Origin of the sequence: Nostoc sp. DedQUE05, from assembly GCF_034530955.1 — a bacterium.
Lineage (GTDB): Bacteria > Cyanobacteriota > Cyanobacteriia > Cyanobacteriales > Nostocaceae > Nostoc.
Window position 1 is genome coordinate 1 of sequence record NZ_JAVRCB010000068.1, and the last position, 11,913, is coordinate 11,913.

Consider the following 11,913-nt stretch of genomic DNA (forward strand, 5'->3'; position numbering starts at 1 on the left):
AAGTATAGAGAAATACCCGTGTTTCCATGATTCATCCCGCATTTATGCAACGCCGGAATTTTAATTGATACAAATATCCTACTTCTTTACTTTGTTGGGACGGTCAATCGAGAAAGAATAACCCGATTTAATCGAACGCAGCAATTCCTACCAGAAGATTACGATCTTCTGGTAGGAATCATTAGCAAATTTCGGAAACTTGTAATAACCCCAAATATTTTGACTGAAGTCTCTAACTTTGTCGATAAACTTGTTGAACCTGAACGTTCTCAGTGCTTTACAATATTTGCTCTATTTGTTCAAAATGCTGATATGTTGGATGAATACTATATAAAGAGTTTAGATGCTGTTAATACTGAAAAATTTATCAAATTTGGACTTACTGACAGTGGAATCCTAACTTTATCTAAAGGTAAGTATCTTGTCCTAACTGATGACTTCAAGCTAGCAAATTATCTTCCGAGTGTAGAAGTCGACGTGATTAACTTTAACAATATTCGTGTCTTTAACTGGAAGTAAAAATATGAAATTATTTTGGAAGCGTTAATTTCTATAATTTTTATATAGAAATTAAAAAATGCCTGGGAGTGTTGCCGTGTTTCCACCCCAGACATTTTTTATTCTTAACTTGCTCCTCACACACAAATAGATAATATCACTACTTCTATCAAATGGCAAGTATATTGAGTGACATTTTCAAAACTGCATAAGCAATCCAATTTCTGACAAATTAAAAAGCGCTTGGGAGTGTTGCCGTGTTTCCACCCCAGGCGCTTTTTATTTTTAACTTGCTCCTCACACACGATTAGATAATATCATTGCTTCAATTATAAAGAAAGTATTTAGTGTGACACTTTGTAAACTGCACACCTAATAAGCAATGATTTAGTGTAAAAAGTGACGTACACCAGTTAATACCATCAGTAAGCCCAGTTCGTTGGCAGCAATGATAGAATCTTTATCGCGCAAACTTCCCCCAGGTTGGACAATGGCTGTAATTCCTGCGGCTGCGGCTGTTTTGACTGAATCATCAAAGGGGAAAAATCCATCGCTGGCGAGAGTCGCACCTTTGGCTTTTTCTCCAGCTTGTTCTAGAGCAATTTTAACTGAGCCGACGCGGTTCATTTGACCAGCACCTACTCCTAGTGTAGTGCGATCGCTTGTGACAACGATGGCATTCGATTTAACGTGTTTGCAAACTTTCCACGCAAACAGCAATTCGGCTAATTCGCTGTCGGTGGGTTGACGTTCGGTAACTATTTGCCATTGACTGGTGTCAGCAATTATATCATCGCTAGTTTGGACAAGAAAACCACCTGCGATCGCTTTCACTGTATCCTTAGGGCCACTGCTCAAATCAGCTAGAGTCAAAACCCGCACGTTAGATTTCTTTGCTAGGATTTCTTGAGCTTCAGCTTCACAACTTGGTGCAACCACACACTCTAAAAATGTTTTAGTTAACTCGCTAGCTGTAGCCGCATCAATCGGACGGTTGAGTGCGACAATTCCACCAAAGGCAGAAGTAGAATCGGCGTTGAAAGCTTTTTGATACGCTTCGGAAATAGTATTTCCCAATGCCGTACCACAGGGATTTGTATGTTTGATAATCGTTGCTGCTGGGGTATCAGTGAATTCCGCAATAATTTGGCGTGCAGCTTCTAAATCAACTAAATTATTGTAACTAAGTTCTTTGCCTTGCAATTTTGTAGCAGCTGCCCATCCTGTTGGGGTAGTACCAGTTTGATACCAAGTGGCGGGTTGATGAGGGTTCTCGCCGTAACGCAGAGATTGCAATTGTGTGCCGCTAAGGGTGTACTGCTCTGCTTGGGCGAGATAAGATGCGATCGCGCGATCGTAGCTAGCAGTGTGCGAGAATCCTTTTAATGCCGCCTTTTGCCGAAACTCTAGGGATGCTTCGCCGTTATTTTGCCGCAATTCCTCTAAATACTCGTCATACTGTGCGGGATCGCATAATACAGCCAGATGGGCGAAATTTTTCGATGATGCCCGTAGCATAGCCGGGCCACCGATATCAATTTGTTCAACAGCCTCTAATAATGTTACCCCTGGTTTAGCAATAGTTTCCTCAAAAGGATAAAGATTCACCACCACTAAATCAATCGGGCGAATTTGGTTATTTTCCAAATCTGTAATATCTTGAGGAACATCCCGCCGTGCCAAAATTCCGCCATGAATTCGGGGATGTAGCGTTTTAACTCGACCACCTAAAATTTCTGGCGAACCTGTATAATCAGTAACCTTAGTAACTGGGAGTCCAGCATCTTTGAGTGCTTGGGCTGTTCCCCCACTGCTGATTAAATCAAAGTCGAATTCTTCAACCAAGCTACGGGCGAGGTCAATTAAACCAGTTTTGTTAGATACACTCAGCAGGGCTAGACGCGCCATTGATCGATTCCTTAAAAGTAGGCTAGAAGCGAAGGATCTCAAGTTTTGCATAAGCCTTGGTTCACTTCAAGACCATGAGGAATAATATTGACTCGTGTAATTTATCTGCTTACATCCCCCACAGTTAGCACTGTCGAAAATGCTGGAAATAAGGACTAAGTAGGCTTAGTCTCTAATATTTGCGATCGCCTAAACTAAAAGTAAGCATCTTTTTCCACATAACACTTATGGTTCAGTCTTCTAATCAACGCCTCACCCTAGAAGAATTTCTCGCACTTCCCGAAGGAGATATTACATACGAGTTTGTTAATGGTGAAGCTGTACCTAAATATAAAGATAATGAGATGTCACCAAAATTTTTTCATGGCTCGACTACTGGTGCTTTATTTATACTACTGTCTAGATGGGCACAAGCAAAAGGTCGGGTTGTGATTGAATGGGCAATTAAACTAACGCGAAATCAACAAGATTGGATGCCTGTAGCCGATCTGACCTATATTTCTTATAACCGTCTTCCTGCTGATTGGCTATTAGACGAAGCTTGTCCTGTCGCACCTGAATTAGTCATCGAAATCATTTCACCTGGTCAAACTTTTGGTGAAATTGCCGAAAAAGCGACTGATTATCTAAATACTGGTGTTTATCGTGTTTGGGTGGTTGATACAAAAGCTAGAACTGTAACTGTATTTGCACCATCTTCTTTACCAATTACTTATCGATCTCATCAAATAATTACTAATGATTTACTACCTGAATTGGAAATTACGCCTCATGCAATCTTTCAACAAGCTGGATTAAATCCCTAAAGTTTCATCAGGAATCAACAGTTTTTAGCGATCGCTACTTTATGGCATCTAGCGAACTGAATCTTCTCAATACGATCCTACTTGAAGATGAAGCAGAGAACAAATAGTTAATGTAAAACAGCAAATGCCACTAAATACTAAGTCTGCTTAAAGAGATAGGATCTATGTATAAAAGTAGAATTTTAGGAGTAAACCTCTGTCTTTACAAGCCATTACCGTTCCCACAGCAACTTCTCAACCCGCAGCAGGCTTAATTGTCACTTTGCATGGTTGGGGTGCTAATGCTGAGGATGTAGCATCTTTGTTACCATTGCTCAACTTACCCGATTACCAGTTTGTATTGCCCAATGCACCTTATCCTTATCCCTATTCCCCGATAGGGAGGGCATGGTATGAGCTGCGGGGGGAAAATATGTATCAAGGTTTGGCAGAAAGTCGGCAACTGCTAACAGATTTCTTGGAATCTTTAGAAAGTACCACTGGCATACCTTTGTCACGTACCATTTTGAGTGGATTTTCTCAAGGCGGAGCAATGACTTTAGATGTCGGCTCAAAATTGCCCTTAGCAGGTTTAGTTGTCATGAGCGGGTATTTACATCCTGACGCGCTAACGGCAGCTAAAAGTGGGATTGGGCCGACTTTAATCACTCACGGTAAATATGATGAAGTTGTGCCCCTGCAAGCTGCTTTGAAGGCACGAGAAACTCTCAAGTCTCTTGGAGTGGCGGTAGAATACCACGAATTTGATATGGGGCATGAAATAGATCCAAAAACGTTAGAGGTGCTACGAAATTTCGTTGTAAATACAATTGCTTAGTCAGGATTACGAATTTTTTATAAATTCTGGTACAAATTCTGACAATTTTCACGAACTTAATGACTTCTAATGAGTAATATATATTGGGTGGCTGCGAAAGAGCGCAACTTAACCCATGCTGAAGGCGAGTGCTGCATAAGGGAGGGGCAAGTATTATGACAACTCTAAGCATTTCCCAAAAAGAAATTGCTGCCATGAGTGCAGTAGAAGTAGAAGAACTAGCTACACGTCTGGAACTGGATAATTATAGTAATGCTTTTGAGGGTTTAAATGATTGGCATCTATTGCGAGCGATCGCATTTCAGCGTCCAGAGTTAGTTGAACCCTATATCTACCTCTTAGACTTGGAACCCTACGATGAAGCGTAACAATTTTGGATTTTAAATTTTAGATTTTAGATTGGGGTCAACTGGCTACAATCAGAGATTATCAGGGGTTAATGTCTCACTTGCTTAATCCGAAAGTACCAATGCAATCTCCTTTAAATCCAAAATCCAAAATCCAAAATCTAAAATTGAACAGGGTTCTCATTGGTGTAGGTGGCGGTATCGCCGCCTACAAAATCTGTGAATTGGTTTCGACGCTGTTTAAAACTGGGGTGGAAATCCGAGTCATCCTCACCCGTTCGGCGCAAGAATTTATCACGCCTCTGACAATATCCACCCTATCTCGTCATCCCGCCTACACAGATGATGATTTTTGGCAACCAACTCACTCTCGTCCGTTGCATATTGAGTTGGGTGAATGGGCAGATATTATGGTAATTGCCCCTTTGACAGCTAATACATTAGCAAAGCTAGCCTACGGGATGGCAGATAATTTACTCACAAATACTGTGCTGGCTTCTACTTGTCCGGTGCTGTTAGCACCCGCAATGAATACTGATATGTGGGAACAGCGATCGGTGCAGCGAAATTGGCAACAGCTATTAATCGATAGCCGATATCATGGGATGAATACAGCATCAGGATTGTTAGCGTGCGATCGCGTTGGTGCTGGTAGATTAGCAGAACCTCCAGAAATTTTGGCTCACATCCAATCGCTGTTACACACTCAAGGCAAACGAGATTTAGTAGGTAAACGAGTCTTAATTAGTGCTGGAGGAACGCGAGAGTATCTTGACCCGGTGAGATTTATTGGTAATCCTTCTACAGGTAAAATGGGATTAGCTTTAGCGCAAGCCGCATTTCATCGAGGCGCAAACGTCACCTTGGTACATGGCCCAGCTAATTGGGATGTACCATTGGGAGTACAAGCAATTCCCGTTGTTAGTGCAGACGAAATGCAGCACGTGATGGTGGAATGTTTACCCAATGCTGATGTAATTGTGATGTCAGCAGCCGTGGCAGATGTGAAGCCACGAGATTATAGTACAGAGAAATTGCCCAAGCGATCGCTTCCCCAAGCTTTACCTTTGGAAGCAGTACCGGATATAGTTGCCCAGTTAGCACAACTCAAACAGCCGCATCAAAGATTAATTGGTTTTGCTGCACAAACTGGCGATATTGTCAAACCTGCATTAGAAAAGTTACACAATAAAAAACTCGATGCTATTGTTGCCAATCCCATCGATCGAGCTGATAGTGGTTTTGGTAGCGATAATAATCAAGCGATATTTTTAGATAGTCAAGGAAATCAGGTAAAAATTGCACCTTGTTCTAAATTAGAAATGGCGCATCAATTATTTGATTTTGTCATTACCGAATTTTAGATTTTCAATTTTGCAGAAAGTAGAGGTATAGCAACCGCCAAGATGGTTAGGACAAACGGTATAATCTCTGATTAAAGTCCGATTGGATACTGACTAAACATTCAGTACAAGAACAGATCGTGCCAAAACCCTACAGTTACGACTTACGTCAGAAGGTAATTCAGGCAATTGAGTTAGACGGGATGAACAAGAGTAAAGCGGCTCAAGTTTTTCAAATCAGTCGAAATACAATCAACCTTTGGCTTCAACGAAAAGTCAGCACGGGAGATTATAAAGCCTTACCAAATCAACCACTCTTGTAATGGTCACAAAATTACTGACTGCTGCTATAGCATTGGGATTTAAACGCATCATGATTTTCTTTCGTTCTGTCAATGCAATTATAGAATTAGCATGAAAATTCACATATTAAGTGATTTGCATCTTGAATTTAAACCCTTTAATACTCCTGATATAAATGCGGATATTGTTGTTTTAGCTGGAGATATTGATTTAAGAGAAAGAGGAATAAAATGGGCAATTCAAAATATTCCCAATAAACCAGTGATATATGTATTAGGTAATCATGAATACTATGGAAGTGCTTATCCAAGACTTGTTGAGAAACTGAAAGATTATTCATTAGGAACTAATGTTCATGTTCTAGAGAATGATTTAGTTACCATTGAGGATGTAAATTTTTTAGGTTGTACCTTATGGACTGATTTTAAACTGTTTGGTGAACCACGTATGGCAGGTGTAGAAGCTAGTCAAGTCATGAACGATTACAAGAAAATTAGATTAAGTCCTCAATACTCAAAATTAAGAACTATTGACACAGCCATAATTTGTAAAAACTCAGTTAATTGGTTAAAAAATACATTATCTGGCTTGTCTGGTAAAAATGTAATTATCAGTCATCATGCTCCTAGTACAAAGTCTATACCTTTTCAATATAAAGAAGATATTTTAAGTGCTGCTTATGCTTCAAATCTTGATACCTTAGTTGAGGAGTCTGGAGCATTATTATGGATTCATGGCCACATTCACAATCAATTAGATTATCAAATCGGTTTGACTCGCGTTATTTGTAATCCGCGTGGTTATCCAGATGAACCAAATAATTATTTTAATCCAGGATTATCAGTAGAGATTTAATAAATAGTTCAGGAGCCAGGAGAAACCCGCTTTCTACCTCAATACAGTTCAGTTAAGATGATGAAATTACTGAACCATTAACTGGATAACAAAGGCTATATTCAGCATTCAATGATATGGGTGTATCTACAATTGATTATGAATCAGCCTATAACAAAATCTTGGCAAGAAGTTCGCGCTGCGTTCAAACAAATTTGGGGTTATGAAGATTTCCGTCCACCACAAGGAGAAATTGTCAGCAGTTTATTGGCACAAAAAGATGCACTGATTATTATGCCTACAGGTGGTGGTAAGTCAATTTGCTTTCAACTTCCTGCACTGCTACAAACAGGATTAACTTTAGTAGTTTCGCCCTTGGTGGCGTTGATGGAAAACCAAGTTCAGGAACTACGAGAAAGCCACCAAAAAGCAGCGCTTTTACATAGTGAATTGTCTTCATCTCAACGCCGTGCAACTCTGCAAGCTTTAGAACGTCAACAGCTAAGATTACTTTATTTATCGCCCGAAACTTTGCTCAGTGTCCCAGTGTGGGAAAGATTATGCCACCCGCAATTGCAAATTAATGGTTTGATTTTAGATGAAGCTCATTGTTTAGTGCAGTGGGGTGATACTTTTCGCCCAGCTTATCGCAGATTAGGGGCGGTGCGTCCGGCATTGCTCAAATCAAAACCACCAGGAACAAAAATCAGTATCGCCGCTTTTACCGCTACTGCTGACCCCTCAGCCCAAAAAACTATTCAAACAGTTTTACAATTACAGCAACCAGAGATTTTCCGCTTGAATCCTTACCGTCCGAATTTGCATCCCAGCGTTCGCATCGCTTGGACACCACGAGGTAGGAAACAACAATTATTAAAGTTTATTCAAAATAGACCGCAACAATCGGGATTAGTTTATGTTCGCACTCGGAGAGATAGCGAAGATTTAGCCCAATGGTTAGCAGAGATGGGTTTTGCTACAGCTAGTTATCATGCGGGATTGGGTGCAACTGAACGCCGTGAAGTAGAAGCAAGCTGGTTAAGTGGTAAAATGCCATTTGTGGTTTGCACCTGTGCGTTTGGCATGGGGATAAATAAAAGTGATGTTCGCTGGGTTGCCCATTTTCACGCACCACATCTGCTATCTGAATATGTGCAAGAAATTGGCCGCGCTGGAAGGGATGGGAAACCAGCAGAAGCGTTGACATTGGTGAGTGAACCTACAGGGTGGTTAGATTCAGGGGATAAGCAAAGACAGGAATTTTTTCAAGAGCAAATGCGATCGCAACAACAAATAGCGCAGCAACTTGTGAAAAAATTACCAAAACAGGGAGAAGTGAATGCAGTAACTCGACAATTTCCCGAAGGTGCAACGGCGCTAGCTTTACTCCATAGCAATGGTCAGCTAAACTGGCTCGATCCTTTCCATTACAGCATTGGGCAAAAAGCCGGAAATCAGCCACCGACGCAATTACACGCTGCTAAACAGATGCAGCAATACCTAACAACTAAGCAGTGTCGTTGGCAGTTTTTGTTAAATGCCTTTGGTTTTGATAAAGAAGCTGCTAACCTGCGTTGCGGACATTGCGACAATTGCCGCTAAACTGAGATTGCTTGCGATCGCAGAGGAGTTTCTCGGCAAATACTTAGGTGGAAGATTTGAACCTTTGGCAGATATTCCCGGTCATTCAGGAATAGTTAAATAAAGTCTCAAAATGGTGGTTAGTGTCATTCACCGACCACCTGAATATTTTTAATTTGGAAGGATTTATCCATCCAACAACTGATTCCTAATTTCATCAGCTGATGGCTTTGCTAAACCAGAAAATCGCTAAATGTCAAATGGATCTATAATGTTAGTATTTTTTATAAATTCATTTTCATATTCTGTTAATGCTTGTTTAAAATTCTCAGAAGTTATACCGTTAGGACACCTGATAAATTTATAAAATAAATCATCTAAACTGATTAATCTATCTTTTTCAAAATCAAACTGTTTATTTGTTGTTAAATTTTCATACTTTGATCTATACTTTGCATCCCTCATATCATTATTAATGATATCAGGAGGATTAGCCTGATACTTTTGCATTGCATCTACTATGACTAAATAATGTGGATTGCTAGGATCTAATTTATATTTTGATAAAGTAAAATTTATTATTTCAATGGCGTTCATGAGTATATAGCAAATTTAATGACTACATTTGTAGTATAAATAAAATTTGGCTAATGACATATCGTAAATAGACTTAAATTGAGAACTAGAAAAGATACCAAGTAAGCGGGCGAGAAAATTTATAAGTATGTAAATTTAGCACCCACCTTACAAATACGTTATTTCACCATTTTTACAAAACTAAATATATATTTGTTTGCTCATGTTTACTTACTTTTAGTGCAAAATTCTAAGTATCTTGAGGCGTATATATCAAGGCTTTTACCAGAAGCAATAGCAGCGACAGCACAAGAAACGTGCGCCCTTGCACCTCTTAGATAGCTTCATCTGGTTTACCAATATTATTTATTTTTAATCGAAGTTTATACGTGTGATTTAGCACCCGCTAATGGGAAAACTGAATAAGAGGCACAAGTCAAGCATCTACAATGTGTGTTTGGGGAGTTTAAAAATGGTACACATCTTTGATAAGAATCAATTAATTACAGATTTTTCACTAAACTCACTCGAAGCTTTTGCAAAAGCTATTTTATTGGAGATCGCTCGTTGTAGGCTAATAAAAGTAGATAATGAGACTCAAATAGTCTATAAAATTGCTAATTTACTTGAATCAGATCAAGTGCGAGAAAATTTGGCGCTTTTGATAGGTGTAGAATTAGTAAATAGTGAATGGACTGATATAATCAACCTTATAAAAAAAGATTTGCAAACTATCTTGAATACTTTTAGTTTTGATGAGTGGTGTATTTGGTGGTTGCGCTATGAGCTATATGACAATCTTGTAAAAACTTTAGAAGAAATTGATGATAATGAGGTAAAGCTGTTAAACAATACTTGCAAATCCAACTCTCATTTGTACATTCGATCACCAAATTTGGATACTGCTCAGAGAGTGGTATCTTTAATTAGTTCATATAGTTTACTTGAAAAGACTAATCTAGCATACGTTGACTTACAAAATGCTAATCTCCAAGGAGCAAACTTAAGTGGTATCAATTTTCATGGAGCTAATCTCGAAGGAGCAAACCTACAAAATACTAATCTGAGAGATGCCAACTTGAGTAGAGCTAACCTTCAAAGGGCAAATCTTCAAGGAGCTAGACTGTGGGATACAAACTTAACATATTCTAATTTACAGGGAGCAAATCTGAGTAAAGCTAGTTTGTGGGGTGCAAATTTAGGTGGAGCCAATTTGAAAGGAGCCAATTTAAAGAAAACTAAATTGAAAGAAGTTAACTTCAAAGGAGCCAATTTAGAAGGATGTTTTGAAAGATATGTTCATTCGGTCATCAGACCAGAGCGGAAAGTAAATTCGCGTAAAGAAAGAAAATAAAATTTTATCTATGAAAAGCTAAAATCATTTCTTCTTGCTGCCACTGGGCAATGGGGATAATTTGAGATGCTGGTACTTCGATCGTCACATGGGGCAGATCAAACCCTTCCAGACTATACCCGTCCTCTTCCCCTTCAGGCATGGGGTAATATTCCACAATTGTTGCAACATTTCCTCGCTTTAGATTGTATTCTGGTAAGTCTTGTGCTAAGGCAACTTGAGAGAATAGGGGGTGCTGTACCTTCATGAGTTGGCTCCTTAATCTGGCACTAAGGTGACAAATTTGGTTGTATCGTTTGCAACCATCCAAATGGTTAAGATATTGAGTTCAACGCCATTAATCCCTCGCAGACAACTCACTAATTGCTTTCTCCAGCATTAAGTACTTGCTCTACAGTTAGCTGAAATTCTGGGAAAATCGTAGAAGCGATCGCACTGTTTCCTGTAAATCTGGTTTCTTCATAAAACCCGTCAACTAATATCAATACGGTAACTACATTTATTTGTGGATCGATAATCCAATATTCAGCAATTCCCCTTGCGGCATACTCGGAACGTTTGTAGCGATAGTCTCGATCTTCATTAGCTTTGCCAGGATAAACAACTTCGACAACTAATGCTGGAGGAGGCATATCCAAAGTGATTGTAGATCGCGTTGCACCTTCTAAGGCGGTTGCAAGTTCATCCGTCAGCACAACTAAATCAGGAATGCGAGTTGTCGCACGAGAACCAGCAACAACAATTTCAACTTTGTTACTTAACCGATTAACTGGGACGAACTTGAGGAAATTTACTAGCAAAAAGAGAGATATCTGGACATTTTTCGGGCTTTCAGGTAGCATTGCAACTAACTCACCTGCCACCAGTTCATATTGGCTATCCGTGCCATCATCATACTTCAAATATTCCTCAAGTGTTAGGCGTTTGCCAGCGATCGCAGTCATTGAATTATTCAATCCTAAATCCAAAATTTGTCAGTAGGAAAATACTAGAACAGCATTTAAAACTCAGTACACTTCGTCATGAGTGCCAATATCAATTAGCAAAATTTCCTCTTCCCCAGATTCTATATTTTGCACGAAGTTAAAGACAATGCGACAATCATAGTCCACTGAACACGCCCAAGCTCCAGACAGTTTGCCTTTAAGTTTATGAGTCTGCAACAATGGATCAAATGGATCGGCGGTTAGTAGTGCTAACCGCTCTCCAATCCGCTCTTATAATTCTGGCTGTCGTCGTACCAATCGCTTAAATGCTCGTTTAAACGATGATGCCAAAACTACAGTTATCACTTGCGTAACTCATCCATTATTTGAGTAACTGTACCACGGAACACTTTTCCCGACTGGTATTCTACTTGTGCTTGAGCGATATTAGCAGCAATTTCAGATCGCCGCCGTTCTGCCAACCTATGACTTATCAGATCAATTAATGTCTCTTGTTCATCTACTGATAAGTCTTCGATGCTTTCTAGAACTTGATCTAACCTGGAAACTGAAGTCATTATTTATTCTTACCTTGTTTGCAGTACATAACTATTACGTAT

13 protein-coding genes and 1 pseudogene are annotated in these 11,913 nt (G+C 39.5%); 9 read left to right on the forward strand and 5 right to left on the reverse strand.

All coding sequences use genetic code 11. The features are described 5' to 3' along the window. Positions 1-219 precede the first annotated feature (219 nt). The gene (locus tag RMZ42_RS32240) at positions 220-519 is read left to right on the forward strand and encodes a hypothetical protein (RefSeq protein ID WP_322675249.1); all 300 of its coding nucleotides are present in this window, start codon (positions 220-222) and stop codon (positions 517-519) included. A 366-nt stretch (positions 520-885) separates the two neighbouring features. Here the strand turns inward: RMZ42_RS32240 and purH are convergent, their stop codons facing one another. Continuing rightward, a complete protein-coding gene (gene purH, locus RMZ42_RS32245; RefSeq protein WP_322675250.1) occupies positions 886-2,406 on the reverse strand; it encodes a bifunctional phosphoribosylaminoimidazolecarboxamide formyltransferase/IMP cyclohydrolase in 1,521 nt (506 codons plus the stop codon). A gap of 227 nt (positions 2,407-2,633) precedes the next feature. Here purH and RMZ42_RS32250 point away from each other — a divergent pair, with 227 nt between their 5' ends. From RMZ42_RS32250 to RMZ42_RS32280, 7 genes and pseudogenes are all read left to right on the forward strand, one after another. Next, complete coding sequence (locus RMZ42_RS32250; protein WP_322675251.1) at positions 2,634-3,212, forward strand: Uma2 family endonuclease; 579 nt, start codon at positions 2,634-2,636, stop codon at positions 3,210-3,212. Between the two features lie 211 nt (positions 3,213-3,423). After that, positions 3,424-4,029 carry an alpha/beta hydrolase gene (locus RMZ42_RS32255; protein WP_416211849.1) on the forward strand — a complete coding sequence of 202 codons (606 nt, stop codon included), beginning with the start codon at positions 3,424-3,426 and terminating at the stop codon, positions 4,027-4,029. A gap of 155 nt (positions 4,030-4,184) precedes the next feature. Then, positions 4,185-4,397 (forward strand): DUF2555 domain-containing protein, encoded by a 213-nt coding sequence (locus tag RMZ42_RS32260; RefSeq protein ID WP_094351471.1) that lies wholly within the window; start codon positions 4,185-4,187, stop codon positions 4,395-4,397. A 101-nt stretch (positions 4,398-4,498) separates the two neighbouring features. Continuing rightward, the gene (gene coaBC, locus RMZ42_RS32265) at positions 4,499-5,740 is read left to right on the forward strand and encodes a bifunctional phosphopantothenoylcysteine decarboxylase/phosphopantothenate--cysteine ligase CoaBC (protein ID WP_322675252.1); all 1,242 of its coding nucleotides are present in this window, start codon (positions 4,499-4,501) and stop codon (positions 5,738-5,740) included. A 119-nt stretch (positions 5,741-5,859) separates the two neighbouring features. Continuing rightward, positions 5,860-6,061, forward strand: a pseudogene (locus tag RMZ42_RS32270) (IS630 transposase-related protein); the annotation flags it as partial. A 72-nt stretch (positions 6,062-6,133) separates the two neighbouring features. Next, positions 6,134-6,877, forward strand: a complete 744-nt coding sequence (locus RMZ42_RS32275; protein WP_322675253.1) for a metallophosphoesterase — start codon at positions 6,134-6,136, stop codon at positions 6,875-6,877. 138 nt (positions 6,878-7,015) lie between these two features. Beyond that, positions 7,016-8,458, forward strand: coding sequence for an ATP-dependent DNA helicase RecQ (locus RMZ42_RS32280; RefSeq protein WP_322675254.1), 1,443 nt, complete (start codon positions 7,016-7,018; stop codon positions 8,456-8,458). A 228-nt stretch (positions 8,459-8,686) separates the two neighbouring features. On the opposite strand, the gene RMZ42_RS32285 is transcribed toward RMZ42_RS32280, so the two are convergent. After that, positions 8,687-9,034 carry a hypothetical protein gene (locus RMZ42_RS32285; protein WP_322675255.1) on the reverse strand — a complete coding sequence of 116 codons (348 nt, stop codon included), beginning with the start codon at positions 9,032-9,034 and terminating at the stop codon, positions 8,687-8,689. A gap of 451 nt (positions 9,035-9,485) precedes the next feature. On the opposite strand from RMZ42_RS32285, the gene RMZ42_RS32290 reads away from it, so the two are divergent. Further along, on the forward strand, positions 9,486-10,367 hold the full coding sequence (locus RMZ42_RS32290) for a pentapeptide repeat-containing protein (RefSeq protein WP_322675256.1): 882 nt from the start codon (positions 9,486-9,488) through the stop codon (positions 10,365-10,367). Between the two features lie 4 nt (positions 10,368-10,371). Here the strand turns inward: RMZ42_RS32290 and RMZ42_RS32295 are convergent, their stop codons facing one another. From RMZ42_RS32295 to RMZ42_RS32305, 3 genes are all read right to left on the reverse strand, one after another. Continuing rightward, positions 10,372-10,614, reverse strand: coding sequence for a DUF4926 domain-containing protein (locus tag RMZ42_RS32295; RefSeq protein WP_322675257.1), 243 nt, complete (start codon positions 10,612-10,614; stop codon positions 10,372-10,374). A gap of 112 nt (positions 10,615-10,726) precedes the next feature. After that, positions 10,727-11,311, reverse strand: coding sequence for a Uma2 family endonuclease (locus RMZ42_RS32300; RefSeq protein WP_322675277.1), 585 nt, complete (start codon positions 11,309-11,311; stop codon positions 10,727-10,729). A gap of 344 nt (positions 11,312-11,655) precedes the next feature. Continuing rightward, on the reverse strand, positions 11,656-11,871 hold the full coding sequence (locus tag RMZ42_RS32305) for a hypothetical protein (protein WP_322675258.1): 216 nt from the start codon (positions 11,869-11,871) through the stop codon (positions 11,656-11,658). Positions 11,872-11,913: the final 42 nt, after the last annotated feature.